Raw genomic sequence first — 26,555 nt, forward strand, 5'->3', positions numbered from 1 at the left:
CGGGGCGTCCACACCTCCGTGAAGGCCCTGGAGGACGACATCACCGCGTGGATCGACACCTGGAACGAGAATCCGCGTCCCTTCACCTGGACCAAGACCGCCGACGAGATCCTCAACTCACTCGCCGCCTACCTCACCAAAGTCACTCCGCCAGCCAACCAAAACCAGGAAGAAACTTAAGACCGTGATTTCACGGCGCAGCTCACCAGCACACCTACGTACCTGATGCGCCGTACCACGAGGTATGCGGCGAGTGATTTCTGAGACCGCTCGGTTCACGGTTCACGGCGCCGCGGATCCGGCCCGCCGGACGGGACGAGCCCCCGACCGGGACAGCTCAGCGGGCCGGCCTGGCCGCAGCCCATTGCTCGATGAGCCGGACGGTGCGGTCAGGGTGTTCCTCGTGCAGATAGTGGCCGGTGGCGGTCCAGTGGTCGACGCGGGATCCGGGTGCCCGCAGGGTGCCCCGTTCCCAGTCGGCGGCCTCGGTGGAGGTCCATACCGTCAGTGCGGGGCAAGCACGACGACGAAGGTACGCCTCGCTGTACGGGCGGATGCCCACCGCGCCGTGTTCGGTGTACATGCCCGCGTAGGCCTGGGCGATGACATGGCCGGGGGTGCCGAGCATGGTGCGGATGTGTGCGGTGCGCAGACCGGCGGGTGCGGCGGGGGAGAAGGCGCCGGCCACCAGTGGAACCGCGGCCCGGGCGCCGTTCTCGCGGTACGCGGTCAGGCGGCGCGGGATCTCGTCGAGTTCGGCTCCATGTGCCCCGTGCGCGGGGTCGAGGGCGATGACGGAGCGTACGAGGTCCGGGTGGTGGACGGCGAGCAGGTTCACCACTTGGCCGCCCATGGAGTGGCCGACGGCGATGACGGGTCCGGCTCCCAGACGAGCGACCAGTGCCGCCAGGTCCTGGGCCATTGCCGCCGGGGTGTTGCCCTCGTCCGGGACAGGGGAGCGGCCGTGGCCGCGCAGGTCGGGGACGATCACGCGGTGTCCGGCATCGGCCAGGATCTCGGCGTGCCGTGACCATTCGCGGCCGTCGCCACCCCAACCGTGCAGCAGCAGAAGGGTGTTGGCATCCGGGGAGGCAAAGGTATCCGGGCCGAGGACGGTGTGGAAGAGGTCGAGAGTGGTGGTCACCCGGTCACCGCCTCGTACGTGGCGTGGCCGAAGTCGGCGTGCACACCCGCTCCGTCGAGGTCCTGGACCCACAGGCCGAGCATCGCGCCGGTGAAGCCGAGAACGCGCAGTTGGCCGTCGTGGAACTCGTCGGCGGCCTCGTCCGACAGGACCGTGGCGTCGAGTTCGAGTGGGAGGGCCTCGGCCCTGTCTCCGGTGTCGTACGAGAAGCGCAGTACGGGACCGTCGAGTTCGGCCCGCAGCACGACAGTCGTACCCGGGGCCAGGGGGACTCGGACGGGGTGGGCGGTGCGGGCGCCCTGTTCACAGCTGAGCACATGCAGGACAGGGCTGCCGCCGTCGGCCGAAGTGATGTACAGGTAGTGCCAGTTGCGGGTGTTGTAATACGCGGTGAGGCCCGCGAGGTGGTCCGGCGTGCGCGGGTCGAAGGTCACCTGGGTCTCGAACGAGCAGCGGGCCGAGGTGACCCGGCGTGCGACCAGACTCGGGGACCGGCGACCGGCCGGGGACTGGCCGCCCCGGATCCGCAGGGCGCCGGGGCACTCGGTGAGACTGAGCCAGTTCTCGTCGGCCGGGCGGCGCAACGTTGACCAGTCCGGGCCGAGGAGGGGCGCGTCGAAGTAGTCCGTCGCGCACGGTGCCGGGAACGGAGCGGGCGGCAGCGCGGGCGCCGGGACGGTGACCGCGGGGATGCCGCCCGCGATGCGCGGCCAGCCTTCCTCCGTCCAGGTGACCGGCTGGAGCGCGGTCTCCCGGCCGAGCACACAGCGGCCCCGCTCGGTGTAGGGGCGGGCGGTGATGTGGGCGGCGTACCACTCCCCGGCCGGGGTCTCGACCAGCGAACAGTGGCCGGCTTTCTGCAGTTCCAGCGTCGGGTCGTGCCGGGAGGTGAGCAACGGCCCGGCAGGGTCCGGCTCGTACGGGCCGAACAGGTCGCGGGAGCGGGCGACGGCCGTCCCGTGCTCGTAGCCGGTGCCTCCCTCGGCGTGCACGAGGTAGTACCAGCTGTCCCGGTGGTAGAGGTGTGGGCCCTCGGCGATCCCGGCGGCCGTGCCCACGGTGATCGTCCTGGGCCGGCCGAGGAGTTTTTGCGAGGTGCGGTCGTACTCCTGCAACTCGATCCCGGCGAACATGTCGTGTTCCGGGCGCCAGTCGAAGCGCATGTTGAGCAGCCAGCTGCGGCCGTCCCGGTCATGGAAGAACGAGACGTCGAAACCCCGGCCGTGCAACGGCACCGGGTCGGACCACGGGCCCTCGATCGAGGGCGCGGTGGTCACGTAGTTCGGCAGGTCCTTCCAGCCTTCCGCGTAGGTGTCGACCACCGTGAAGACCAGGTGGAACAGTCCGTCCGCGTAGGACAGCCCCGGCGCCCAGATCCCGCCGGAGTCGGGGACCCCGGCCAGGTCGAGCAGTCGGCGGCTGTCCAGCGCGCCGCCCAGCGCACGCCAGTTGACCAGGTCCCGGGAGTGGTGGAGTCGTACTCCCGGGTACCACTCGAAGGTCGATGTGGCGATGTAGTAGTCCTCGTCGCCGACCCGAAGGATCACCGGGTCGGGCTCGAAGCCGCGCAGGACGGGGTTGTGGATCACGTGAGGTCCGATCGGGTGTCGCTGGATCAGAGGGAGAACAGCAGGGTGCCGAAGCCGACCTGGTCGCACTGGGTCGGCGCGCCCTCCGGGCGGAGGTTGCCCGCCACCTGGGCCGTGTACGGAGCGGACTTTCCGGCCCGTTTCACGTAGTGGTTGTACGCCATCTCGTAGATGGGCTTGAACGCGCCGCGCCCGTCCGACCCCATGCTCGACCAGTGCCAGTTGCACCGCCCGAAGGCGGCGTCGTACGCGACGGTGTTGCCGAGGTTGTACTTCGCCGTGTACTCGAAGCCGGACAGCAACAGCGAGCCGGATGCCCCGTACAGGTCGAGGCCCTGGATCCAGCCGGTCTGGCAGATCTCCGCGAGCGAGCCCAGGATCAGCTGGGTGTGCCCCTGGTCACGGCCGGACTCGCAGCACTGGCCGGTGCCGGGCTGCACGAGTTTGGTCAGCCCGCAGCAGCTGTTGGTGTAGAAGGCGTTGTACGCGTCGTTGAAGAGGGTGAGGTTGTTGCAGGCCACGGCGATCTGCATCATGCCCTTGAGGCCCATCAGGCCATAGCCGCCGTCACCGTAGATGTTGATGAGCGGGACGAAGATGTTCTGGAACATGGCGACGGTGGCGTCTAGTTCGGACTGGGTCCAGCTGCCCGCCGGGCCGGTGTAGTGCATGATCTCGACGGCGGCGGCCAACTTGGCGCCGTAGATCCCGGCGGCGAGTTCGGCGTCGGCGCCGTTGATGGTCCGGAGCGCGTTGGTCCAGGACTTGATGATCGTCAGTGCTTTGTAGGCGTGGGCGGTGTCGCCGGTGATGTACCACATGACGGCGTTCTGGTACGCGGCGTTGCAGTCGTACCAGAGCTCCGCGTTGCCGCTCTCGGGGCTGGTGCCCCGGGTGACCGTCTCCCGGCCGCCCGCGACCACGTACGAGGACGACGAGAAGAAGTCGGCCGCGAAGACGTTGTAGCCGTCGATCCAGGGTGAGGCGCCGGCGCCGACCTTGGTGCGTATCCGGTTCAGGTCGGCGAGGCTGTGCAGTACGCCGGGGTGGGTCAGGGAGGTGAGGCCGGAGGTGACGGCGGCGGCGCTGGTCGCTCCCGCCAGTCCGGCGGCCCCGGCCATCCCGGTGGCGCCCGCGCCGATCGCGGTGAGCTTGAGGAAGCGGCGCCGGTTGGGCGGAGTGGAGGGACCGTAGGGGTCGGCGGGAGACGGGGGTTCGGAGCCGGAAGCCGGCGGCTGAGCGTTCTGCATGGGGTTCCTTGTCGACTCGACGCTGAGTGCGGTGAAGGGAACGGGATTCGGGAGCGGTCAGATCCGGTGCAGGACGAGCGTGCTGCGCGGGCCCACTGTGGGGCGGACGCCGGCGCCGATGGTCTTTCCGGTGGCCAGGTCGCGGGCGGGGCCGAAGTCCTGGCGGGCGGGGAGGGTGAAGACCTTGTCGGTGCTGGTGTTCATGGCGATCAGGTAGTCGCCGTACTCGCAGTAGTAGAACGGGGCCCTACCGACGAGCATGGTCTCCACGCCGTCGAAGTGGACCCCGAGGGTCGGGTCGGGGACGTCGGCCGGGACCGGGGCGAGGTGGTAGACGTCGCCCTGCTGGGACTGGTGGAGGGTGTCGCCGGGCGGGGGGAATCCGCCGGGCGGGAGGCCTCCGGCACCGGGGTCGTTGATGGCGTAGTCCCACAGGATCCAGTCGCGGGCGGTGAAGGTGTCGTCGGTGGTGCCCGTGGAGTGCTGGCGGATCGTCGCCGAACGCTGGTCGACGGGGGTGACGTGGTGGACGCGGGCGTAGTCGTTGACGCCCTGGCGGGCCCGCCAGTAGAGCGATGCGAAGAGCGACTCCTGGCCGTGCTTGATCGCGACGGCGCCGTTCTCCTCGTCGGTGAAGACGAAGTCGGGGCCGTCCCAGCCGGTGGGCAGCCGGCCCGGGCGGGAGGCGAGAGTCTGGAAGTCGTCCCAGTCGCGGGAGACCAGACGCAGGGCGTTGAGGCCGACGCGGGTCCAGTTGTACGTCGAGATGAGCTGGAGTTGCGGCCAGAGCTGGCCGTCCGCCACCATCTCCTGGGTCCAGCCGACCAGATCGGGGTCCTTGAAGACGGCGGCGGACATCAGCGGGTTGGAGTCCCACGCGGTGCGGGAGGCGTAGGCGATGGCCCCGGGGTAGACCTCGTTGCGCCAGCCGATGACCGTCTCGGTGCGGGAGACCCGGGCGTTGTCACCATCCACGTCGACGACACGGAACCGGCCCCGCGCCTTGACCATCTTGATCATCTGCTCGCGCAGCTCCGGAGCCTCCTGGCCACCGTGGCCCAGGGTCACCGACTCGTACATCATGACCAGCCAGTCGGTGACCTCACCGTAGCTGCCGACATAGCCCAGCTCGCGGGTCAGACCCGCCTTCGTGACCTGGTAGTAGCCCGCGCCGAGCGGCTTCGTCGGGTTGCCGTCAGCGTCCTCGGGGCCGAGGTAGGCCACCATGCCGATGGACTGGTACAGGTAGTCGCGCGCCTTGGCCTCGGGCAGGGCGAGGTCCGCGTCCAGCAGCTTCAGGCCCCGGTTGGCCTGGTAGATGCCGATGGCGCAGATCTGGGCCTGGTTGGAGTAGTGCGGGAAGTGCTGGCGCCAGTAGTCACGGCTGGACTGGAGCATCTTCTTGTACGCCGTTCTGCGCACCGGCTGTTCTGCGGTGCCGACGGACGGGGCGATGAGGTCGACGTCGTCGAACCAGGCCGAGCCGGGGCCGGTCAGGCGCACGTGGAACTCGACCTGGGTGGCGCCGGCCGGTGTCGCTATGTCGAGGAAGACATACTCCCAGTCGTGGGTGCCGGTGCTGGCGTACTTCTTGTGGTCGCCGCCGACCAGGTTGCCGCTCGCGTCGTAGAACAGCGGGTCGATGTGGGCTCCGAGGCCGGTCACGCCGTCGGTCCTGATCCAGGCGCCGTACGTGTACGTGCCCGCGCCGACCTGGACCTTCGGGGTGCCGTAGACGTAGCTGTAGCCGTTGTCGCCCGTGGCCGTGAGCTTGAGCGAGGCGGAGCCGGTGCGCGCGACGGTGGTGTCGCGGGACCAGGTGCCGCCGGAGGCCCAGCCGGGTCTGGCCCAGGCGGTGGGCGTGTCGCCGCCGCTCTCGAAGCCGGGGTTGCGCAACTCGGCAGGCTTGACGAGGTCGACGGAGTCGAACCAGGCGGTGCCGGGGCCGGAGAGCCGCAGATGCAGCTCGATCTGGGTGGCACCGGAGGGGGTCGCCAGGTCTACGGAGACATACTCCCAGTCGTGGGTGCCGGTGCTGGCGTACTTCTTGTGGTCGCCGCCGACCAGGTTGCCGCTCGCGTCGTAGAACAGCGGGTCGATGTGGGCTCCGAGGCCGGTCACGCCGTCGGTCCTGATCCAGGCGCCGTACGTGTACGTGCCCGCGCCGACCTGGACCTTCGGGGTGCCGTAGACGTAGCTGTAGCCGTTGTCGCCCGTGGCCGTGAGCTTGAGCGAGGCGGAGCCGGTGCGCGCGACGGTGGTGTCGCGGGACCAGGTGCCGCCGGAGGCCCAGCCGGGTCTGGCCCAGGCGGTGGGCGTGTCGCCGCCGCTCTCGAAGCCGGGGTTGCGCAACTCGGCAGGCTTGACGAGGTCGACGGAGTCGAACCAGGCGGTGCCGGGGCCGGAGAGCCGCAGATGCAGCTCGATCTGGGTGGCACCGGAGGGGGTCGCCAGGTCTACGGAGACATACTCCCAGTCGTGGGTGCCGGTGCTGGCGTACTTCTTGTGGTCGCCGCCGACCAGGTTGCCGCTCGCGTCGTAGAACAGCGGGTCGATGTGGGCTCCGAGGCCGGTCACGCCGTCGGTCCTGATCCAGGCGCCGTACGTGTACGTGCCCGCGCCGACCTTGGTCCTGGGGGCGGAGTTGACGTAGCTGTAGCCGCCGGCCGTCGTGGCGGTGAGCTTGAGGGAGGCGGAGCCGGTGCGGGAGACGGTGGTGTCGCGGGTCCAGGTGCCGCCACCACCGGATGCCCAGCCGGGCCGGCTCCAGGAGGTGGGAGTGGTGCCGCCGTCCTCGAAGCCGGCGTTCGCTATCTCGTAGGGGGAGCCGGTGACCCTGGCGTCCAGCCTGTCGCCGAGGTGGTCCCAGAGCAGGGCCAGGCACAGGCCGACCCGGCCGAAGCCCTGCCACTGCTGGTCGGAGCCGGTGAGCACGGTCGCATCGGACTGCCAGGCCATGTAGCGGCCGTCGATGGCCTGCAACACCCGCTCGACGGCGGCGTCCTGCTGGTAGGCGGGGCTGCCGGACCACAGGTAACCCTGGGCGAGCGACTCCATCGCCCAGCCGTCCATGGCGGCGGGGGTCGCGGTGGTGAGGAGGTTGGTCTGTTCCCTCTGGACCCGAGCCTTGACCGCGTCCAGCACCTCCGCGCCCCCGGTGCGCGCCACGGGCACCGGGGCGGGGCCCTGGACCTCGCCCTTGGGCGGCACGAAGTACGGCTCGGTGTGGGTGTAGAGGCGATAGATGCCGCGCGAGGGCGTGGTCTGGTTGTAGTAGAGCTGGGCCTGGTTCTGGCCGTAGGACCAGATGCGGCCCATGGAGCGGATCTCCAGGGTCACCTTCTTCTTGCCCGCCGTCATCTTCTCGGGCAGGGGCAGGGTGTGGAAGAAGAAGCGGCCAGGGGCGCGCGGGGAGGTGTCGAGGATGTCGAGGCTGTCGACGGCACCCTCGTCCTGGTAGCCGATCTGAAGGCCCTCGCAGAACAGTTGCAGCCGCCAGTTCCGGGATCCGAAGCCCGCCTCGGTGGCGGTCGAGTCGTGCTCGTCGCCCCACAGCCGGACGGTGACGTAGGTGGTGCCGGTCGGGCTGACGGCGACGCCGAACTTCAGGGTGCCGCCCCAGTAGCCAGCTGGTTCCGAGGGGTTGAGGACACGGGCGCTCTGACCGAGACCGCCGGTGACGGTGTCGGATCCTGTGGCGGTCAGACCGTGGGCGGTCTCGGAGTCGTCGTTGCCGAAGACAACGATGTCCAGGGGCTTGCAGACGGTCTTGGTGAACGCGCCGGCCGAGTCCGGGTCGGGAGTGGCGGTCGGGAATGCGGGCGCGGCCGTCGCGGACTGGGTGGTCAGCCAGCTGAGGCCGGCCGCGGAGGCACCGGTGGCACCGGCGTACTTGAGCACTTCACGACGTTGGGGAGTGTTGGTCATGGCTGATCCTTATTTGAGGCTGCCCATGAGAATTCCGCTGCGCCAGTACTTCTGGAGGGCGAACATGAGGATCGCCAGCGGAATGATCGACAGGAGCGATCCGGTGAGGACGAGCGTGTTCATGTCGCGGGAGGTCTGCGCCTGCTGCACCCAGGAGAAAAGGCCCAGGGTGACGGGGAAGGTGCGCTCGCCGTTGAGCATGAACAGAGGCAGGAAGAAGTTGTTCCAGATGCCGATGAAGTCGAGCATGAAGATGGTGACTCCACCGGTCCGCATCAGCCGCAGGGCGACGGAGAAGAAGATCCGCAGTTCACCGGCGCCGTCGATGCGGGCGGCCTCCATCAGCTCGGTGGGTACGGAGCTGTCGGCGTAGACCTTGCCGAGGTAGACCCCGAACGGGTTGATGAAGTAGGGGATCAGCACCGACCAGATGGTGTTGGTGAGTCCGATGTCGGCGAACACGAGGTAGAGCGGGAACGCGAGCAGGGTGCTCGGCAGCAGGGAGGCGCCGACGATCACCGCGAACAGGGCGCCGCGGCCCCGGAATTCGAACTTTGCGATGCCGTATCCGGCGGCCAGCGAGATGAAGGTCGAGCCCGCTGCACCGAGGGTGGAGTAGAGGACGGAGTTGCCGATCCACCGTAGGAAGACGCCGTCGTGGTAGTCCCAGATCGCCTGGAAGTTGTCGCCGAGGTGGTTGGAGGAGAACCACAGGCCGAAGGTGGAGTAGAGATCGGTCTGGTTCTTGGTCGCGGAGACGAGCAGGAACCAGGTGGGTGCGAGCGAGTAGAGCAGGAAGACGATCAGCAGACCGGTGGTGAGGGCCACCGCCCCACGGGTGGGGCGCACACCGCCGCCGGACGTGCCGGTGGCCTTGCTGGGACGCATGTCCCGAGTGCCGCCGCCCCTGCCCGTGCCTGCCCCGGGGGTACTGGTGGCCTCGGTGGCGTTGACAGCCTCGGTGGTCATGACATCTTCCTGTTCGTGACGCGGTAGAAGACGAAGGCGAGGACGCCGGTGACGATGGCGAGGACCAGCGACTCGGCGGCGGCGTACTGGTAGTTGCCGGTCTTGAACGCCTTGTCGAAGATCTCCATCATCGGAGTGAAGTCGGTGTTGATCGACTCCGGCGCGACATACCTCAGCAGGAGCGGCTCGGCGAACAGCTGGAGCCGGCCGATGAGCGAGAACATGCCGGTCAGTACGAGGATCCCGGTGATGTTCGGGACCTTGATCGACCAGGCGATGCGCCACTCGCGGGCCCCGTCGAGCCGGGCCGCCTCGTACAGCTCCCGAGGCAGGGCCTGGAGCGACGCGGAGATCAGGATCACGTTGAAGCCGATGCCCTGCCAGGTGAGCAGGTTGCCCAGGGAGAGATAGGTGTTGATGCCGCCGAACAACGTGAGGTGCACACCCGCACGGTCGGCCAGGTCGACGAGCGGACTGATCGTCGGGCTGTAGAGGAACAGCCAGATGAGCGTCGAGACCACGCTCGGAACGACGTACGGGACGAGGAGCCCCGCCCGGAAGAAACGGACCGCCCGCGCGGCGACGCCGTCGAGCAGCAGGGCCAACAGCAGCGAGATGCCCAGCATCACCATGATCTGCACGGTCCCGAAGAGCAGGGTGCGCAGCATGCTGGACCAGAAGGCGCCGTCGGTCAGGATCGCCGCGAAGTTGGCGAAGCCGGTGAAGACGATCCGGGTCGGTCCGAAGCCCAGGCCGGCGCTCTTCTTCTCGTGCAGGCTCTGGTTGAAGGCGTAGCCGATCGGCAGGACGTAGGTGAACAGGAAGCCGACCAGGAAGGGCAGCGCGAACAGCAGGCCCTTGTAGGCTCCCCGCCGTCCGGTCCGGCGGCGTGAGGTCTGCCGGACCGGGGAGTCGGTCGCGACCGGCGGTCGCGTCAGGGTGGGCACGGGATGTCTCCAGGTGAGGTGCGCCGGCTGTCTCCGGGCGAGCGGTCGGGAGGGGTCAGCTGCCCGCGACGGCCTTGATGTCCTTGCTGTTCAGGTCGTCGACGGTCCACTTCTGCAGGCCGGTCAGCATGTCCTTGACCGTGAGTTCCCTCTTGATGACCTTGCCCCACTGCTTCTGCATCTCGGAGTACATCGCCGCGTAGTTCGGCCCGTACTGCCACTGGTCGCCGACCCGGGAGGCGGCCGTGGTGATCACCGCGGCGCTGTCGGACTCTTTGTTGAACATCTCGGTCGGGATGATCTTGTCCACGTACGGCGACACGTCCTCGACCGCGGGGAACAGGCCGGACTTGGAAGCGGGGTCCGTGAGCGCGGTCAGGGACTCCTTGCTGCTGCTCAGCCAGGCGGCGAACTGTGCGGCGCGGTCGGGGTACTTGCAGCCCTTGAGGACGGCCGTGGTGTCGAAGTTGCTGGAGGTCCGCGGCTGGGCGGTGTCGAAGACGGGGGCGTCCGCGAGCTGCCACTTGCCCTTGGACTTGGGGAAGTTGGTGTCGTAGATCGGCAGCTGCCAGGTCGAGGTGGTCATGGCGATGGTCTTGCCGAGGTCCCAGGTCTTGAAGACGCCCGGGTCGGAGTAGGACGCGTTGGAGGCGAGGCCGTCGTCGACGAGCTGCTGGACGATGTCACCGGCCTTGAGAGCCTCCGGCGAGGTGAAGCTGATCGTCCAGTGGTCGCCGTCGGCCTTGTACCACTGGGCGCCGGCCTGCCAGGACAGGTCGACCAGGGTGCTCGGGTCCTCGCCGGCCATGTTGAAGATCTTGACGTCCTTGTTCTGCTGCTTCGCCTTGTTGCCGGCCGCGATCAGGTCGTCCCAGGTCTTGGGCGCCTCGATGCCGTACTTCTTGAACAGGTCCGCGCGGTAGGCGGTGAACAGCGGCGAGGAGCCCATCGGGATACCGAAGGTGGTGCCGCCCGGGCTGACCGCGTTCCACGCCGGGGCGGTGTACCGCGTCTTGTACTGGGCGGCGGTCTTGCTGATGTCGGTGAGCAGGCCGTCGGCGGCGAAGCCCGCCAGGTTCATCCCGTCCATCTTCGACAGGCACGGGGCGTTGCCCGAGGTCACCGCGGCGCGGAGCTTCTGGTAGGCGGTGTCCCCGGCCGCGTTGACGAACTTGATCTGGGTCTCGGGGTGCTCCTTGTTCCAGACCTTGGTCTGGGCCTCGATGCCCTCCGTCCAGCTCCAGAACTCCAGAGTGACCTTGCCCTCGGTGCTCGGTCGGGACTCGGCGTTCGTGCCGTCGCCGCTTGAGCAGGCAGCGAGAAGGACACAGAGCGAGGCGGTCACGGCCGCCGCGTTGAGGGTTCTGGCGCGATACGTGGTCATCGGTCCTCCACAGGGGACAGGGTGCGCGTGCGGTGTGGGGGCCGGCGCGGTGGTCAGCGAGGCAAAGGCGGCAAGGTCCGGCAGGGTCACACCCGAAGAGGGGAAGTAACCGTTTGCTGCGTGGACCGTAAAGGGCTGGCGGCTGGATCCGCAAGAGGGGGAGGCCCGATTGTTTCACCAAATTTTCAAGTGCATTACCTGATGGGCCGCTGACCTGTGCAGTCTATGTCCCTGGTGATTCCGGCGGGTGACAGTGACTCTGTCTCGACTTCAGTTGAAACCATTGACCCCTGGCCGGATTCATCTCTAGCGTGGAATACGTTTACTTTCATCTGATCCTTTCTTCGCGTCGAAGCAGGAGCCTCATGCCCAGCCCACACCTGCCCTCAGCCGTGTTCGCGATGAACCCGGTGCACCTGCCCGAGCTCCTTCCGCCACACCTGATAGCGAGGCTGGGGGACCTGGTGCGCGTCGACTCCACGCTCGTCGTCCAGGACTTCACCGACCCGGCCGCGCGGGCGGCTCTGGCCGAGGCCGAGATCCTGATCACCGGATGGGGCTGCCCGCACATCGGCGCCGAGGCGCTGGCCGCCGCGCCTCGGCTGCGCACTGTGCTGCACGCGGCGGGCAGCGTGCGCAGCCTCATCGGGGCGGATGCCTGGCAACGCGGCCTCACCGTCTCCAGCGCGGTGGAGGCCAATGCGCTGCCGGTGGCGGAGTACACCCTCGCCGCGATCCTTTTCGCCGGTAAGGACGCCTTCGGCCTGCGCGAACGTTTCCGGACCGTGCGCGCCTACCCCGCGCCCACCGAGTACGCGGACATCGGCAACCTCGGCCGACGCGTCGGGGTGATCGGCGCCTCGCGGATCGGCCGCAGGGTGCTCGAACTCCTGCGCCCCTTCGACCTCACGGCGGCCCTGTACGACCCGTACGTGGACGAGGTTGAGGCGGCTTCCCTCGGCGCCGTACCGATGTCCCTGGAGGAGCTGCTGCGCACCAGCGACATCGTCAGCCTGCATGCCCCGGACATCCCGCAGACCTACCGGATGCTGGACCGCGACCGGCTGGCGCTGATCAGGGATGGCGGAGTGCTGATCAACACCTCGCGGGGCGCCCTCGTCGACCCCGAGGCGCTCACCGACGAGCTGGTCGCCGGGCGGATCAGTGCCGTGCTGGACGTCACCGAACCCGAGCCGCTGTCCACGGGGTCCCCCTTGTACCAGCTGCCCAATGTCTTTCTCACCCCGCACATCGCCGGCTCGCTCGGCAACGAGCTGGAACGGCTCGGCCGTACGGTCGTCGACGAGCTGGTACTCCTCGCCGCAGGACGCCGGCTCGCCCACCCGGTAAGCCTGGCGGACCTGGCGATCAGCGCCTGAGCCGCCTGTCGGCATGGGCCTCCGTCCGGCGTGCGTGCGCTTGTGCTGATCCCTCTGTTCCCCGTCCCGTGAGAGCGTAGGACTTCAGGCCGGGGTGCCGCCCGGGCCGGCACCGAAGGACAGCAGCACCGCCGACCGCTCGGCCGGGAGGGTCACCCGCACGGTGCGCTCCGGGCCGTCCCAGTCGTACGACGGCTGCGGACCCGCGCCGAACACCAGTCGCGGCCGGTCTGCCTCGGTGGTCCACGGAAGCGGCACGGCCACGGTCTCGGGCGCGCCGTCCCGACGCCACAGGGCCAGCAGAGTCGTGCCGTCGGCCGTGCTGAGGGCGAGGGCGAGCCAGCCGTCGCGCCAGTACGGCAGGCCGAGCGGCCAGTGGGGGCGGGCGGTGGGCAGGAGGTGGCGGTAGGTCTTGTAGGTGGCCAAAGCCTCGCGCACGGTGCCCTTTTGGTGCTCTGTCAGAAGGTCGGGGCGACCGCTGAGATGGACCCGGCCGAGCATGGCCGTCACCATCACCATGCCGAGCTCGGCGTCGGTGTGCTCCGGCAGAGGGTAAGCCCAGATCGCGCCCTGTTCCGGGGTGACCGCGGTGGGTGCGGCGGCGGCGATGGCGGGCAGGTGGCGGAAGTCCTGCTGGTCGGTGACGGAGTGGATCGGCAGCCGGGACAGGACGGCGTGGTCGGTGCGGCTGCCGCCGGCCGCGCAGTTCTCCAGTACGAGGGTCGGGTGCCGGTCAAGGACGCCGTCGAGCCAGTCGAGGTAGGCGCGGTTGTGGCCCAGCAGGCCGTCGCCGGGACTGTCGGTACCGTCCGGGCCGTCGGTACCCGCACCGATGTCGATGTTGTAGTCGAGTTTGAGGTAGCCGACGCCGTAGTCGTGTACCAACCGGTCCACGACCCCGTCGAGGTGGGCGCGCGCCGCCGGATGGCGCAGGTCGAGCTGGTGGCGTCCCCACTCCGCCAGGCGGACGCCGTCCCTCCGGAAGAAGGCCTCGTCGGGCAGGGCAGTGGCGACCGGGCTGCGTACGCCGACGACCTCGGGCTCCAGCCACAGCCCCGGGACCATGCCCGCGTCGCGGATGCGGTCCAGGACCTCCATGAGCCCGCCGGGGAAGCGGGTCCCCGACTCCTGCCATTCGCCCACCGCGTCCCACCACCCCGGGACGCCGCCGGGGCCGACGGTGCCGGGCGGCTCGACGTCGTACCAGCCGGCGTCGATGCAGAAGTACTCGGCGCCGGTCGTCGCGGCTGCGTCGACGAGAGGCAGCAGGGCCTTGGTGCTGGGCTCGCCCATCAGGCTGTTCATGAAGTCGTTGAAGACCACGGGCAGGCCCTGGTGGTCGGGGTGCGGGCGCCGGGTGGCGCGCCGGTACCGGGTCATGGCGGCGAGCGCGGCCTCCAGGCCTCCCGTGGGAACGAAGGCGGCCGAGGCGGGCACGGTACGGAACGACTCGCCGGGGGCGAGAATGCGGCGCCAATGGTGCTCACGGTCGGTCGGCCCGGACAGTGCCAGGTACACGTCGTCGAAGCGATCGGCGACCTCGGCGTGCCAGGACCCGTTGTGCTCGATCTGCCACAGCAGGGCACGGCCGGTCCGGGTCTCCTCCAGGCAGCCCATGGGCAGGTGTTCGGAGGAGGACCAGGAGCCGGTGCTGGTCACGGCGATCCGGTTCTTCGACCCAGTCTGGCCGAAGGGCACCATGCCCACGTCGTAGAGACCGCGCTCGGCCAGAGTGGCCCTGGACCAGCGGTACTCGCCGCTCCAGGGATTGGCCGCGAGCCACAGAGCCAGGCCGTCCTCCCAGCGTTCGCCGTCACCGAGATGGCGGGCGAGGTTGGAGCACGCGAAGGAGGAGACGTATTCCAGGGTGACCTGACGATCGCCGGCGTTCTCCAGACAGGCCTCGGTGCGAAGAACCGGGATGCCCTCCCGCAGGGTGCAGACGGCGGTGACGCGCAGACCGGTGGTCTCGTCGGTCATCCGCACGCGCAGAACGCGTACGTCCCCGTCCCTGCGCCGCTCGTGAACCTCCTCGTGACCGGTGTAGCGCAGGGCGAGTGACGTGGCACCGTCCACATGGCGCTTCCCCGAGGTGCCGAGCCGCCCACTGCCCGGGGTCTGGATCTCGACCAACGGCAGGGCGCGGTGCGTGAGCAGGGTGCACAACTCGGGCTCACGACCGGGATCCGGCAGCGTGGCCGCCTCGCCCGCTGCCAGCACCCTGACCGGACCGGCGGTGTCGAAGCACAGGATCAGGGACAGTTCGTCGGTTCCCCAGCGCAGGTGGGTGACGGACATAGCGGCAACTCCGGTGACGCTAGTAAACCATTACGGTTCAGAGACCGTAATTCGCACATCAGCTGTCTGCAAGAGGCATCACATGCAGTAACGTCGAGCTGTGACGGACAACGGAAACGGCTCTCCAACGGGCTCTGAACTCAAGCAGCCCCGCAGGCGGCGGCGTAGCAAGAGTGCGAGTGGCGGGCCTAGCACGATTCGTGATGTCGCTGTGAAGGCCGGCGTGTCGGTGGCAACCGTTTCCCGAGCGCTCGCCGGGAACTATCCGGTCTCCGAGGCCACCCGTGCCCGGGTCATGGCAGCGGTCGAGTCCCTCCACTACGTGGTGAACGTCCATGCCAAGGCCCTCTCCGGCAAGGTCGCCGGCCCCATCGCCATGGTCCTGCAGGACATCACCGGACCTTCACTGGCCCATGTCGCGGCAGGGGTGGAACAGGAAGCGGCAACGCGCGGCAGGCTCAGTCTGGTCTGCGTCACCCACAACGACCCGGACCGGGAGGACGCCCTGGTGCAGCTCATGCGCGAGCAGCACGCGGCCGCGGTGATCCTCGTCGGCGGGGCGGTGCTGGACGACGCCTATCACGAGCGCATGGCCGAATACGCCAGGGCGCTGGAGTCGGCCGGCTCCCGACTGGTCCTGTGTGGCCGGCCGCCGCTGCCGTCCAGCCTGCCGGTGACGGTGGTGGACTACGACAATCGCGGCGGCGCCTTCCAGGCCGTCGACCACCTGCTCGGCATGGGACACCGGCGGGTCCTGTTCCTGGGGGGCGATCCCCTCATGAGCAGTGCGGAGCAGCGCCGGTCCGGCTATCGCCAGGCTCTGCGGGCCCACGACATTCCGTACACCGAGGAACTGGACGTGGCCGGGCAGTACACCAGGGTCTCCGGCTATCAGCGGACCCGGGCCGGGCTGAAGGAGGGGCTGGACTTCACGGCGGTCTTCGCGGGCACCGACATGGTGGCCGTCGGCGCTCTGGCCGCGCTGCGTGAGGCGGGGCTGTCCGTGCCGGGTGACGTGTCCCTGGTCGGTTTCGACGACGTGCCTTTCGCCGCCGACCTGACGCCCGCGCTCACCACGGTGCGCGTGCCCTATGAGGACCTTGGACGCACCGCGGTCCGCTTGGCGCTGGAGGGGGAGAAGCCCTTCGCCGACGACCATGTGGTGCTGGGCACGCAACTGATGATCCGGCAGTCGGTACGACCACCGAAGTGATGCCGGTGCCCGGGGCGCTCGCGCACGGGCGGCCCGTGGGTGCGGCACAGACCGGTCACCGTGGCCGGACAGCTTGCGGTGTGGAGCAGGCCTGCTGTCGCCGGTCCGAGCAGGTGCGCGACGTCCGAAGTACGCGGCGCTCAGGGGCGAGGCGTTCGACACCGAGGGTACGGTTGTCGGCACCGCCGACCTGGGTGACGAGGGACGTGTTGCCCCGCCGTCTGGTGGGCCCGGCCAGCGGATTCATCGGCGGTGGCGTTGGTCCGGTCGCGCTGGGCGGTCCGTTCCTGTCCGGCTGGCTCCTCGACGACCACGGCTTCCGGACCGCACTGTGGTTCCTGGTGGTGGGCACCGCGCTGAGCCTGGTGCTGCTGCTGGCCTTCGTGCCCGAGAGCCCGGCGAGCGAGGAGCGCACCCGCATGGAGTTGATGACGCTGGTCGAGACCGGCACACGGGCCTTGCTCGGCGCGGTGTTCGGGCCCACCGCCGAGGGCGAGTTGAGCTATGCCTCGCGCCTGCTGCGGCCGGAATGCTCGTCCTGTGGGACAAAGGCTTCGACGGCAACGACTTCCTCGCCTCAGTCACCGCGACCCGGGCCCAGTTCCTCCGTGCTGAGGTCTGGGAGGCCTGGCCTGCCGTCCACTCCGGCTCGCGGAAGGCGTGAGCGGTTGGTGTTGTGGCGGCCTAGCGGTCGTGCAGCACCTTTGGGCGGGTGACGGGGACGACGGTGAGCAGGTCGTCCAGGCCCTTGAAGTCGTCCGGGTTGGTGGTGAACAGGGGCAGGTCTTCCGCGACGGCGATGGAGGCGATCATCAGGTCGGCGATGCGGTGCCGAGGTTGGTGTCCGGCGCTGATGACGGCGGTGCAGACGCGGCCGTAGATGCGGGCGGCTTCCGCGTCGAAGGGGATGGGGTCGAACTCGTTCTCGGCGCGCTGGAGAATGTCCGTGCGGTGGGCGCGCTCGGCGTGTTCGTCGTAGTCGTTCTGCTCGGCGTTGCCGCGTACCTGGTGGGGGCCAGCGGAGAGCTCGGCCAGGGTGACGGCGGTGATGGCAAGCTCGGCGGGCAGCTCTCCGGATCGACCGAGCGGTCACCACGCCGGCGCAGCTCGACGATCTCGGCCTTGAACTCCGGCGTGAACGAACGGCGAGGCCGAGGCTTCTTCTTCCCCCATGCTCTCCATGATGCTCCCGGGGCAGAACCCCTGATCTCAAATGTCCGTCAAAGCGGATCAAGCCCACCCTGGTCCTGGTCCGCCCGGACGGCCACGTCGGCCTGGTGACAACAGCCGACGGCACCGCCGACGTCCTCCGGTACATGGACTTCCTGCAGACCCGCTGACCTCACAAACCCTCGCGACAGGGAGCCGTCCGGCAATCCGCCGGACGGCTCCCTGCGGTGTCGGAGGTGCTGTCGCCGGCGCGGACCGTCCGGTAGGTGACGCAGGACGCCGGCTGCGGCCTGCGGCGAGGCGCCGTCCCCCATGGCCCGGTCGGTCACCGGAAGCTCGGTCGCCTCGCGTGCGTACTCGGCCGAACCGAGGATGTCGCACAGTGTTTCCCGGCCCACGGCCACGGTCCGCACCGGTCGAACGCCCCGGCGGAAAGGGGGTGGGTCTGGCCCCACCCACCCGTACGCCCAGACCCATACCGGGCCCCGCGCGTGATCCGTAGCGTCTACATCACAACGAGAAGGAGAGAAGGACATGACGAACAACAGCAACCTCAACGACTCCACCACGCAAGAGGCATTCGAGACGGTGAAGAAGTGCGTCAAGCTCTTCGGCGCGGTCTCCGGCATCGTCCTCGCGACGACCGCCGTCGTGGCGATCCTCGGCAACGACGTGACCGCGTTCATGTGGATCCGTGGAGCCGTCATGCTCGCCATGGCCCCCGTGATCCTGCGGCTGGTGGCCGGCGCGGCCCAGGGTTCGCGGTCGAACTTCGAGCGCGTACGCATCCTCACCACCGTCCTGCCGGTCGCGATCATCGTCGTCGACCTGATCCCCGGCCTCTGCCCGAGCTGGTACGCCGCCATGCAGGCCATCGGCGCCCTGGGCCTGATCGGAGCCGCCGTCATCACCCGCCGAGCCCCGTTGAGCGGCGCCTTCGCCAAGACCGTCTGAGGCCGATCGGGTCTCGGTTCACGCCCGGGGCAACCGCAAGAGCGAACGGCCCGGACGCGGCCCGGCGAGAGGCCCGCTGTCCGGCGAGCGAAACCCCCACCGCGCCTTCGTTCAGGCCGAGTTCACTCCGACAAGACGCGTGCTTTCCAGACAGTCATCAGGAGGACCCCCCATGTTCCAACGCGTCGGGAAAGCCGTCGTGCGGCACCCCGTCTGGACGATCGTGGCATGGCTGATAGCGGCGGTTGCCATCGTGGCCACCGCGCCCAGCCTCCCCTCGAACAGCGACGAGAGCAGCTTCCTGCCCAAGAGTTACGAGTCCATCAGGGCCTCGGACATCCAGCACAAAGCGTTCCCCAGCGCCTTCACCCCGTCGGCGATCGCCCTCTACCAGCGTGCCGACGGCGGCAAGCTGACCGCCGACGACGAGCGGGACGTCGCCCGCATCACCACGGAGCTGAGCCAGAAGAACATCGACCAGGTGCAGAAGGTCGTACCCGGTCCGCCGTCCAAGGACGGCAGGTACACCATGACCCTGGTCCAGATGGACAAGAAGACCGCGGGCCAGACCGTGCAGGCCGACGCGGCCAAGGTGCTGCGCGAGGACGTCGGTCAACTGACCAGAGGCACGCACCTCCAGGTCAAGCTGGGCGGCCCCGCCGCGCAGGCCCTCGACGAGCAGGACGCGTCCAAGAGCGGTAACACCCTGATCGGGCTCGGCACCTTCGCGATCATCCTGGTGAGCCTGCTGGTCATCTTCCGGGCGCCGATCCTGGCCGTACTGCCCCTCGTCCTGATCGCCCTGGTGGCCGCCGTCGCCGAGGGCCTGATCGCCTACGCCACCAAGCTGTTCGACCTCCAGGCCAACAACTCGGTCTCGTCGATCCTCATCGTCGTCCTGTTCGGCGTCGGCACCGACTACTTCCTGTTCCTGATGTTCCGCTACCGCGAACGCCTGCGCGCCGGCGACGAACCCAAGCAGGCCATGGCCAACGCGGTCGCCCGGGTCGGCGAGGCCATCGCCTCGGCCGCCGGAGCGGTCGTCATCGCCTTCCTCGCGCTGAGCCTGTCCACGCTCGGCTCCCTCAAGCAGATGGGCCCGGCGCTGGCCATCGCGGTCACCGCCACGCTCGTCGCGGCGCTGACCCTGATCCCCGCCGTGGTCTCGCTCATCGGCCCGACGGTCTTCTGGCCCTCCAAGTCCTGGCAGCGTGAACCGCGCAACGCGAGCTTCGCCGCGCTCGGACGAGGCATACGACGCCGCCCGGCGCTGACCGCAGGCGCCTCCGGCCTGGTCCTGGTCGTGCTGGCACTCGGCGCGCTCGGCTTCAAGGCCAACTTCGACCTGGCGTCCGGTTCGATGCCGAAGACCAAGGAGTCCATGGTCGTCCAGGACGAGATGAAGGCGGCGTACTCGGCGGGCGCCGCCGCCCCCACCGACGTCTACCTCTCCAGCACCGACGGCAAGCCGCTGGACAAGGCCGCCTTCGGCGCGTACGCCGAGAAGCTCGGCGCCGTCGACGGGGTCGCCAGTGCCCGTGTGTCCCAGTTGAACAAGAACGGCACCACCGCGGACTTCACCGTCACGCTCAAGTACGAGGCGTCGACAGACAAGGCCATCGCCGCCGTGGGCCGGGTGCGGGACGTCGCGCACTCCGCCGCACCCGCCGGCACGGAGGCCGTCGTCGGTGGTCTCTCCTCGATCTACAAGGACATCGACACCGCGGTCGACCACGACTACCGGACGGTCTTCCCCGTCGCCGCCGTACTGATCATGATCATCCTGGGGCTGCTGCTGCGCAGCGTGGTCGCCCCCTGGTACCTGATCGCCTCGGTGGGCCTCGGCTTCGGCGCCACCCTCGGCGCCACGGTGTGGGTCTTCCAGGGGGTGCGGGGCCACTCGGGTCTGATATTCCTGATCCCGGTGATCGTGTACCTGTTCGTCGTCGCCATCGGCACGGACTACAACATCCTCATGATCGCCCGGCTCCGCGAGGAGGCCCGCGAGGGCCACAGCCCGCGCGAGGCGGCGGGCGTGGCGCTGCGCCACACCGGTCCGACGGTGGCCGCGGCCGGCTTCATCCTGGCGGCGACCTTCGCCACGATGATGCTCGCGGGCAACGCGCTGCTCAAGGAGATGGGTTTCGCGGTCTCCTTCGGGATCGCGACTGCCGCCTTCGTCATGGCGATGTTCTTCACCCCCAGCCTGACCGCCCTCATCGGCCACGCGGCCTGGTGGCCGGGCCACGCGGACCGCCCGGTTCCCGAAGCCGTCGGCTCCGAGTCCCCCGACGACGAGACACCCGACCGGCCTGTACACGCCCCGTCGGAACTGCACAGCTGAGACCCGCCGCACCCGCCAGGACCGCCACCTCCCCCGGAGGCGGCGGTCCTACGCGTGGGCCGAGGCCCTGGCGCCGCCGATCCACGGACCACGCAGGTGCGGCCTCGGCCCAGGGTCCGTCGCCTGACCGGCCGGCTCGTCGAACTCCGCTGTCACCGCGCCGAGTTCGACGCCGTCGCGGTGCTCTGGACGGGCCTGAACACGGACGCCGACTCGCTCGCCGGCGCGAGCTCCGACGCCGGTCAACGACCGGACTTCTTCGCGCTTTCACCGAGGTGACCGACCCCCGTACTTCTTCCGGGTGCGGTGCGGGCTCAGCCGGTGATGCGGGGGATCAGGCATACGGGGTTCCGTCGCCAGGCCCACACAGAGGCATCCGGCACCGAGGCGCCGGCGGACCCCGGCTCCAGCTCGGAAACCGCCTCTGAACCGCGGTTCCGATACCCCCTGATCCCCTGTACCACCTGGCGGGACGCCATCGGCGTAGGTGCGGGCCCGTGTGGTGGGGAGGCCCTGGGTGCAGGCTCGGATGTCGCGCGCGAGGACGGCCTCGGCACCGGCGTGGATCACGTGACCGCGCTGCCCCGCCAGGTCCGCCGGTCGAGTCGGTCTCGTGTCCGGATCTCATGCGGCGGCCGGGCAGTGCCGGGCAGTACTGCTCCTGAGCGGACGGGGGGCGCGGAGGGCGTACGGTGCCCGCGATCGGGGCAACGGCGAATGCCGGCCGCCTCACCGAAGCGCGGACCGGCGTCGCCCTGGCCGCCGAGGCCGGGATCTACCGGTGCTCGGCGAAGAGGGTCTTCTGTTCGTCGGCTCACCCCCGGAGGGGTGCCGCGAGGGTACGGCCCGACGACCGATGTCGCAGCCGACAGCAAAGCGCCGCACCAGGCGGCGTGGGAGTCCTACGGCACCGGCGTCGGCACCGCATCGCCGGGGATCACTCAGCCCCCCGCGCGTCGGCGCCGAGGTAGGCGAGCACGGCCCGGACCCTGCGGTTGGTGTCGTCGTCGGTGGCCAGGTCCAGCTTGGCGAAGATGGTGGTGGTGTACTTGCTGATGGCGCCCTCACTGAGGAAGAGCCGGCCCGCGATCGCCGAGTTGGACAGTCCTTCGGCCATCAGCGCGAGGACCGAGCGTTCCCGCTCTGTGAGGGTGGCGAGCGGATCGGCCCGTTCGGGCCGGCCCAGCAGTTTGGCGACCACCGTGGGGTCGAGGGCCGTGCCGCCGTCGGCGACGCGCTGAAGCGCGTCCATGAACTGCCCGGCGTCCAGGACCCGGTCCTTGAGCTGGTAACCGATGCCGCCCTGTCCGTCGGCGAGGAGTTCACGCGCGTACAGTTGTTCCACGTGCTGCGAGAGGATGAGGACGGGCAGCCCGGGTACGGCCCGGCGGGCGGCGAGCGCGGCCTGGAGCCCCTCGTCGGAGAACGTCGGCGGCAGCCGGACGTCCACGATCGCCACGTCCGGCCGATGCGCGAGCAGCGCCTCGAGCGTGTCGGGCCCCGATTCGGTGGCGGCGACGACGGTGTGCCCGAACGCCTCGACCAGACGCACCATCCCGTCACGGAGCAGGAAAAGATCTTCGGCTACGACAATTCGCACGGTACCGCCACGGTGATATGAGTGGGTCCGCCGACGGGGCTGTCGATCTCCATGCGCCCGCCGAACGCTGCCATCCGGCGCTCGATGCCGCTCAGTCCGGAGCCCGCGGAGGCGCCGGCCCCGCCGACTCCGTCGTCGCTGACGGTGGCCGTCAACGTGCGTTCCGCGTAGCCGAGTTCGACCGCCACCTGCCCGGCGCGGGAGTGTTTGGCCACGTTCGCCAGGAGTTCCGCGACGGCGAAGTAGACGGCCGACTCGACGGGGCGCTCGGGCCGGGAGGGCACCTGGCTGCGCACCTCGACGTTCACGGAGGAGTCGAGCGCGAGGGCCCGGACGGCGTCCACCAGGCCGCGTTCGGCGAGCACCGGGGGGTTGATGCCGCGGACGAGCGAGCGCAGTTCGGCGAGTGCGGTGGCCGACGTGGCCCGGACTTGCGCGAGGAGCGCCTTCGCGGCGTCGGGGTTGGTGTCGATGAGCTGTTCGGCCGCGCCCATGGACATGCCCATGGCGACCAGCCTGGCCTGGGCTCCGTCGTGCAGACCCCGCTCGATGCGTTCCAGCTCCGCCGCCTGAGTGTGCGTCAGATCAGCGCGGATAGCCTCCAGTTCCGCCACCCGCCGCCCGAGCCGGGTGCTCGGGACCGGCCCGAGGAACCGCTCCGCCACGGGGCGCAGAATCCGCCACGCGAAGGGGGCGCCGGCCAGGCCCGCCACGATCACGGCGCCGCCGTATCCGACGAGACCGGGCGTCAGAGCCATGTGGACACCGTAAGCGAGCGCCAGCGGCGGCAGGACCGCGACCGGCAGCACGGTGACCCCGGCGACCAACGCCCACACCCCGTCCCAGTGCAGCTGCGGATCGTGGAACCGCGCCTCCACCCTGGCGCGACGGCGGGCCTCCCGCTCGGACCGGTGGTACTCGTGGCCGTCCCACCAATACCCCGTGGCAACCCGGGTGACCTGCGGGACGGGACGGTAGGTCACCTCGATGTGCAGACCGAGCCACCTCGTCGCGCACCGGCGTGCGGCCTTGGCGAGCGCGCGGCTCATCAGCGAGTGGGCGATCCACAGGGCCAAGGAGATCCAGAGCATCACCACCAGGGTTTCCCCGACGGCCGCCAGCGCGCGCACGACCAGCGGTGCTCCCGCGATCCCCGTGGACCAGGAGTAGGCCACGTGGGAGCCGGCCACTCCGACCGGCACGGCGACGAGGGGGAACACACAGGTGAGAACGGCCAGTACCACAGACCGGTAGAGGCCGAGCCCGATCTCGGCGCACCAACGAAGGGGACCGCCTCCCGGAGGTATCCTCATGCGCCTCATCCTTTCACCACGGTGATCATTGTGTCAGCAGGAGACCGACCGGCCGATACCGGAGAAGGTACGCAGGCCGCCCCGCGCCCGGTATCCCGCTACGCCCCGTCCGGAGTGGGCCCAGCCACACCCCCGCTCGCCCGGCCGACCGCGCCACGCTCCGCAGGGGCACGCGAACGCGGGATGGCATCTGACGGTGGAGCATCAGCACCAGGGGAGCCGGGATCGACGGCGCCCGACCGCAGCGGCGGCTCGGTAGCCGTCGCAGTGGGCCGGGCTTCGCCCGCCTGCCCTGCTCCCGGTGGGTCCAGACCCACCCGTCCGTGGGTGTAGCGGGATACCGGGCACAGCTCGGTCTGCGTACCTTTTCAGTGTCAGCCGGGTGTCCCCCGCACCCGGCTGACCGGCGGGCCCCACCCGGGTGAAGACGGTCCTGGCGGCTGATTCGGGGCGAAGCGTTGTGACGTGGCGGGTGCGGGTGAGGTGGGCGCCGACGCGGGCGAGGCAGGTCGCCGTCCGGCGGTCCCGGCCCACGGGGAACGCGTCGACGGGGTAGCTGTCCCCGGAGGATCGGGCCCGGTTCGAGAGCGGCGTGGACAGCCGGGACCAGGTCTTCCGGGTTCGGGCTCTACTCGATCTGGAGGTCAGCGGTCCTGTTACTGGCCGACACCAGGTGAAACCGATGGCCGCCGAACCTGAGGTCCAGATTCTTGCTCACCTTCACGCTGACACCGTGCGAACCGAGCGTCACAGAGCTGTCGCTCACCTCTGTGACGTTCAGCTTGAGATTCCTAAGGTTGATGGATGATCCGGAGTGCACGTGAACGGTGCACGAGTCTTTCGCGCAGCGCGAATCGACGCTGTCGGGAACGCCGCAGCCGCTCACCGCGAGCGCGGTGGCAAGAACGAGGACGCAGGCAACGGCACGAGCCGAGTGGCGCATGGGGTCCTCCGTAAGTCGTTGGACAGGCCGCAGGAGCAGCCAACCCCCGAGAGGCTATGACCCCCCGCCCCCGCCCGACATTCCGCTACGCCCCCTCACCGGTGGGTCTAGCCCCACTCATGCGCACCGGTCCGGCTGCGGCGCGGTGAGCGGCTGCGGGTGCGAACGGAAGCGTCAGCGGCGGCATCCAGTCCGTGGACGCATCAGACCTTGATGACGGTGGCCCGTCCGCCGCACAGCGCGCCGAGGTCCTCCGGGTCCGATGTGGGGACGGTGACCGGGCCGGGAGCGGCGAGCGCCGTGGCGCCGAGGATGGCGTCGACGGCGTATTCATGGCCGTGCAGGCCGGCGTCGGCGAGGAGCATGATCGTCGGCCTGTTCCAGGGACGGGTGGAGGCCGGCCCCCGCGCACTGGGGAACCGGCCGATCCTGGCCTCCCTTCGGGAGTCCGGCGTCGTCGAGCGCCTGAACGCGGGCGTGAAGTTCCGCGAGCCGTTCCACCCGTTCGCCCCCATGGCCCTCGGCGGCCGAGCGCGGGAGTGTGCATCCGCGATGCCTTCTCCGGGGGATCACCGGCTCAGTGTGGTCCGGTCACCGGCCTGAGACCAGATCGGCTGCCTTCGCGAAAATACTTGTCCGGCCCGACTGCGAGCGGTACTCGCGGCGGTCGGCCTCGCGGTACAGCGCGTAGAGGGCCTGCACTCCGGCCCAGCGAAGCGGCTCCGGCTCCCAGCGTCGGACCGCACGCCCGACCCACGGCAGGGCGGTCCGCTCTGTCTTCTCGCCGAGCACCAGGTCTGTCAGGGTCCGACCCGCGAGATTCGCCGTGGTGAGACCGCTGCCCACATAGCCGCCGGCCGCGCCCAGACCCGTACCCGGATCGAAGTTCACCGTCGCGCACCAGTCCCCGGGGACGCCGCACCACGGGTGAGCCACGGGCACCTTCGAGGCGGCGGGAAACAGCGTGTGCAGCAGGGCGGTCAGTGCCTCCACCGTGCGTAGCTGGGTGCGGCCGTCGCGATCCGTCCTGGACCCGAACCGGTAGGGCACACCGCGGCCGCCGAGCGCGATCCGGCCGTCGGCCCCGATCCGGTCGCGCAGTGCGGCCAGGACCTCGTACGTCTCGTGCCGGGAGCCCAGCGCCCTGGTGCTGCTGATCGCATCCGAGGCGCTGGCCCACACCCGACGGATGTAGTCCAGGGCGCGTACCTGCCCGGAGCGCAGCGCGATGTGCCGGGTGTGCCGTCCGCTTTCGTGCTCGGGGTGCATCAGGAGCTGCGTGAGTTGGTCGATGCTGCCGCCGGCGCGAGCCACGTGGCAGGCGATGGCCGCAGTGATCCGGTGCCCGTGCTCGGCCGCGCCCTGGCGGTCCGCGCGCAGGACCACGCTCCGACGGTCGGAGCCGAGCCTGCTTTAACTGCCGGAGGCGTAGCGGCCCGTGAGGTCGCCGACCAGGACGAGATCGGCCGCTGTCGGAGGGAGTTGGGGGAGGCCTACTCGGCCGCGTGCGAGGGGGATGTGTCGTTGGGGGAGTGGCTGGTGGGTGCTGTCTGGCATGGTGGGGTCGTCTCGCAAGGACGTGGACGCCGCCCAGGCCCGCTAAAACCACGGGTGGCATCCGGAACCGACCTTCAGTCGGTGCCAGGCGAACTCTCGAGGGTCGTCGTCCTGGAGGCCTCGTGTGCCTGGCTCCGCACCGGAGGCAGGCGTCCCCATCACAGCTCGACCGAGAGCGATTCAGAGTGCCTCCAGAGGGGTCACAGCCTGATCGACACCGTCCTGACCTAGTCCGATTCGGGGCCAAACAGAGGGCGATTGCCTCTGACTGCCTCCGGTCGTCTCTGTAACCCGACCTAGCAGGTCACAGCCGATCCGGCCCGCAAAGGTGCAGGTCAGAAAGGTGCTCAGGAAAACCTGACGTTCCATGGGCGCGTTCATGCGCGGTATCCGGACGCCGGTCAGCACGACGTCGATCCCCGCGTCCTTGAGGACGGTGTCGAACAGGTACTACAGCCTCAGATCATGTGACTTCTGATCGTTGCTGACGTTGTCTGGACATGCTGGTTGATGTGAGTCTTGAGCAAGTCGATGGCTGGGCCGAGGAGTTGGCGGCGCTCACGGAAGGGCTGGG

19 protein-coding genes and 5 pseudogenes are annotated in these 26,555 nt (G+C 69.5%); 9 read left to right on the forward strand and 15 right to left on the reverse strand.

Features of this window, described 5'->3' with window-relative positions; genetic code table 11:
- Positions 1-180 (forward strand): annotated as a pseudogene (locus tag G3I71_RS42435) (IS630 family transposase); the annotation flags it as partial.
- Positions 181-337: 157 nt separating this feature from the next.
- On the opposite strand, the gene G3I71_RS42440 reads toward G3I71_RS42435, so the two are convergent.
- The 7 genes from G3I71_RS42440 to G3I71_RS42470 all read right to left on the reverse strand — a co-directional run bounded on the left by G3I71_RS42440 (position 338) and on the right by G3I71_RS42470 (position 11,210).
- Positions 338-1,144 carry an alpha/beta hydrolase gene (locus G3I71_RS42440; protein WP_164323793.1) on the reverse strand — a complete coding sequence of 269 codons (807 nt, stop codon included), beginning with the start codon at positions 1,142-1,144 and terminating at the stop codon, positions 338-340.
- The gene (locus G3I71_RS42445) at positions 1,141-2,733 is read right to left on the reverse strand and encodes a glycoside hydrolase family 43 protein (protein ID WP_164323795.1); all 1,593 of its coding nucleotides are present in this window, start codon (positions 2,731-2,733) and stop codon (positions 1,141-1,143) included. Before G3I71_RS42445 ends, G3I71_RS42440 begins: the two co-directional genes overlap by 4 nt.
- Positions 2,734-2,759: 26 nt before the next feature.
- Complete coding sequence (locus tag G3I71_RS42450; protein ID WP_164323797.1) at positions 2,760-3,983, reverse strand: alginate lyase family protein; 1,224 nt, start codon at positions 3,981-3,983, stop codon at positions 2,760-2,762.
- A gap of 57 nt (positions 3,984-4,040) precedes the next feature.
- The gene (locus G3I71_RS51830) at positions 4,041-7,910 is read right to left on the reverse strand and encodes a Tat pathway signal sequence domain protein (RefSeq protein ID WP_164323799.1); all 3,870 of its coding nucleotides are present in this window, start codon (positions 7,908-7,910) and stop codon (positions 4,041-4,043) included.
- 9 nt (positions 7,911-7,919) lie between these two features.
- Positions 7,920-8,798, reverse strand: coding sequence for a carbohydrate ABC transporter permease (locus tag G3I71_RS42460; protein ID WP_203732855.1), 879 nt, complete (start codon positions 8,796-8,798; stop codon positions 7,920-7,922).
- Positions 8,799-8,875: 77 nt separating this feature from the next.
- The gene (locus tag G3I71_RS42465) at positions 8,876-9,826 is read right to left on the reverse strand and encodes a carbohydrate ABC transporter permease (RefSeq protein ID WP_164323801.1); all 951 of its coding nucleotides are present in this window, start codon (positions 9,824-9,826) and stop codon (positions 8,876-8,878) included.
- A gap of 55 nt (positions 9,827-9,881) precedes the next feature.
- Positions 9,882-11,210: an ABC transporter substrate-binding protein gene (locus G3I71_RS42470; RefSeq protein WP_164323803.1), complete on the reverse strand. Its 1,329-nt coding sequence runs from the start codon at positions 11,208-11,210 to the stop codon at positions 9,882-9,884.
- A gap of 365 nt (positions 11,211-11,575) precedes the next feature.
- Here G3I71_RS42470 and G3I71_RS42475 point away from each other — a divergent pair, with 365 nt between their 5' ends.
- Positions 11,576-12,589 (forward strand): hydroxyacid dehydrogenase, encoded by a 1,014-nt coding sequence (locus tag G3I71_RS42475; protein ID WP_164323805.1) that lies wholly within the window; start codon positions 11,576-11,578, stop codon positions 12,587-12,589.
- Between the two features lie 84 nt (positions 12,590-12,673).
- On the opposite strand, the gene G3I71_RS42480 is transcribed toward G3I71_RS42475, so the two are convergent.
- A complete protein-coding gene (locus G3I71_RS42480) occupies positions 12,674-14,887 on the reverse strand; it encodes an alpha-galactosidase (RefSeq protein WP_164323807.1) in 2,214 nt (737 codons plus the stop codon).
- 196 nt (positions 14,888-15,083) lie between these two features.
- On the opposite strand from G3I71_RS42480, the gene G3I71_RS42485 reads away from it, so the two are divergent.
- The 3 genes and pseudogenes from G3I71_RS42485 to G3I71_RS51835 all read left to right on the forward strand — a co-directional run.
- A complete protein-coding gene (locus G3I71_RS42485) occupies positions 15,084-16,100 on the forward strand; it encodes a LacI family DNA-binding transcriptional regulator (RefSeq protein ID WP_343243252.1) in 1,017 nt (338 codons plus the stop codon).
- A pseudogene (locus tag G3I71_RS52830) lies at positions 16,100-16,465 on the forward strand (hypothetical protein); the annotation flags it as partial. The gene G3I71_RS42485 and the pseudogene G3I71_RS52830, both read left to right, overlap by 1 nt.
- A gap of 54 nt (positions 16,466-16,519) precedes the next feature.
- Positions 16,520-16,707: pseudogene (locus tag G3I71_RS51835) on the forward strand (IS4 family transposase); the annotation flags it as partial.
- A gap of 77 nt (positions 16,708-16,784) precedes the next feature.
- Here the strand turns inward: G3I71_RS51835 and G3I71_RS42495 are convergent.
- Positions 16,785-17,171 (reverse strand): annotated as a pseudogene (locus G3I71_RS42495) (type II toxin-antitoxin system VapC family toxin); the annotation flags it as partial.
- Between the two features lie 633 nt (positions 17,172-17,804).
- On the opposite strand from G3I71_RS42495, the gene G3I71_RS42500 reads away from it, so the two are divergent.
- The 3 genes from G3I71_RS42500 to G3I71_RS42510 all read left to right on the forward strand — a co-directional run bounded on the left by G3I71_RS42500 (position 17,805) and on the right by G3I71_RS42510 (position 20,847).
- The gene (locus G3I71_RS42500) at positions 17,805-18,224 is read left to right on the forward strand and encodes a hypothetical protein (RefSeq protein ID WP_164323813.1); all 420 of its coding nucleotides are present in this window, start codon (positions 17,805-17,807) and stop codon (positions 18,222-18,224) included.
- Between the two features lie 172 nt (positions 18,225-18,396).
- A complete protein-coding gene (locus tag G3I71_RS42505) occupies positions 18,397-20,568 on the forward strand; it encodes an MMPL family transporter (RefSeq protein WP_164323815.1) in 2,172 nt (723 codons plus the stop codon).
- Between the two features lie 54 nt (positions 20,569-20,622).
- Positions 20,623-20,847 carry a hypothetical protein gene (locus G3I71_RS42510; protein ID WP_164323817.1) on the forward strand — a complete coding sequence of 75 codons (225 nt, stop codon included), beginning with the start codon at positions 20,623-20,625 and terminating at the stop codon, positions 20,845-20,847.
- 658 nt (positions 20,848-21,505) lie between these two features.
- On the opposite strand, the gene G3I71_RS42515 is transcribed toward G3I71_RS42510, so the two are convergent.
- The 4 genes and pseudogenes from G3I71_RS42515 to G3I71_RS42530 all read right to left on the reverse strand — a co-directional run.
- Positions 21,506-22,168, reverse strand: coding sequence for a response regulator transcription factor (locus G3I71_RS42515; RefSeq protein ID WP_164323819.1), 663 nt, complete (start codon positions 22,166-22,168; stop codon positions 21,506-21,508).
- Entirely contained in the window at positions 22,153-23,481 is a 1,329-nt protein-coding gene (locus tag G3I71_RS42520; protein WP_164323821.1) for a sensor histidine kinase, read from the reverse strand. Before G3I71_RS42520 ends, G3I71_RS42515 begins: the two co-directional genes overlap by 16 nt.
- Positions 23,482-24,109: 628 nt before the next feature.
- Complete coding sequence (locus G3I71_RS42525; RefSeq protein ID WP_164323823.1) at positions 24,110-24,424, reverse strand: hypothetical protein; 315 nt, start codon at positions 24,422-24,424, stop codon at positions 24,110-24,112.
- Positions 24,425-24,627: 203 nt separating this feature from the next.
- Positions 24,628-24,786: pseudogene (locus G3I71_RS42530) on the reverse strand (DNA-binding protein); the annotation flags it as partial.
- A 1-nt stretch (position 24,787) separates the two neighbouring features.
- Between G3I71_RS42530 and G3I71_RS52835 the strand changes: the two are divergent.
- Complete coding sequence (locus G3I71_RS52835) at positions 24,788-25,027, forward strand: carbamoyltransferase C-terminal domain-containing protein (protein WP_343243251.1); 240 nt, start codon at positions 24,788-24,790, stop codon at positions 25,025-25,027.
- Here the strand turns inward: G3I71_RS52835 and G3I71_RS52840 are convergent.
- Both G3I71_RS52840 and G3I71_RS42545 read right to left on the reverse strand, forming a co-directional pair.
- Entirely contained in the window at positions 25,016-25,810 is a 795-nt protein-coding gene (locus tag G3I71_RS52840) for an FAD-dependent oxidoreductase (protein ID WP_164323825.1), read from the reverse strand. The two genes, G3I71_RS52835 and G3I71_RS52840, sit on opposite strands and share 12 nt — an antisense overlap.
- A gap of 27 nt (positions 25,811-25,837) precedes the next feature.
- Positions 25,838-25,981: a hypothetical protein gene (locus G3I71_RS42545; protein ID WP_164323827.1), complete on the reverse strand. Its 144-nt coding sequence runs from the start codon at positions 25,979-25,981 to the stop codon at positions 25,838-25,840.
- Between the last annotated feature and the right edge of the window lie 574 nt (positions 25,982-26,555).

The sequence above is a fragment of the Streptomyces sp. SID12501 genome (assembly GCF_010550245.1).
Taxonomy (GTDB): Bacteria; Actinomycetota; Actinomycetes; order Streptomycetales; family Streptomycetaceae; genus Streptomyces.

Excerpts from the sequence above, each read along its gene's own strand:
- G3I71_RS42525 (WP_164323823.1), bottom strand. The coding sequence starts at position 24,424 with ATGCGCCACTCGGCTCGTGCCGTTGCCTGCGTCCTCGTTCTTGCCACC.
- G3I71_RS42480 (WP_164323807.1), bottom strand. The coding sequence starts at position 14,887 with ATGTCCGTCACCCACCTGCGCTGGGGAACCGACGAACTGTCCCTGATC.
- G3I71_RS42470 (WP_164323803.1), bottom strand. The coding sequence starts at position 11,210 with ATGACCACGTATCGCGCCAGAACCCTCAACGCGGCGGCCGTGACCGCC.
- G3I71_RS42450 (WP_164323797.1), bottom strand. The coding sequence starts at position 3,983 with ATGCAGAACGCTCAGCCGCCGGCTTCCGGCTCCGAACCCCCGTCTCCC.
- G3I71_RS52835 (WP_343243251.1), top strand. The coding sequence starts at position 24,788 with ATGATCGTCGGCCTGTTCCAGGGACGGGTGGAGGCCGGCCCCCGCGCA.
- G3I71_RS42460 (WP_203732855.1), bottom strand. The coding sequence starts at position 8,798 with ATGCGTCCCAGCAAGGCCACCGGCACGTCCGGCGGCGGTGTGCGCCCC.
- G3I71_RS42500 (WP_164323813.1), top strand. The coding sequence starts at position 17,805 with ATGACGAACAACAGCAACCTCAACGACTCCACCACGCAAGAGGCATTC.
- G3I71_RS42505 (WP_164323815.1), top strand. The coding sequence starts at position 18,397 with ATGTTCCAACGCGTCGGGAAAGCCGTCGTGCGGCACCCCGTCTGGACG.
- G3I71_RS42545 (WP_164323827.1), bottom strand. The coding sequence starts at position 25,981 with ATGCCAGACAGCACCCACCAGCCACTCCCCCAACGACACATCCCCCTC.
- G3I71_RS42520 (WP_164323821.1), bottom strand. The coding sequence starts at position 23,481 with ATGAGGATACCTCCGGGAGGCGGTCCCCTTCGTTGGTGCGCCGAGATC.
- G3I71_RS42475 (WP_164323805.1), top strand. The coding sequence starts at position 11,576 with ATGCCCAGCCCACACCTGCCCTCAGCCGTGTTCGCGATGAACCCGGTG.
- G3I71_RS51830 (WP_164323799.1), bottom strand. The coding sequence starts at position 7,910 with ATGACCAACACTCCCCAACGTCGTGAAGTGCTCAAGTACGCCGGTGCC.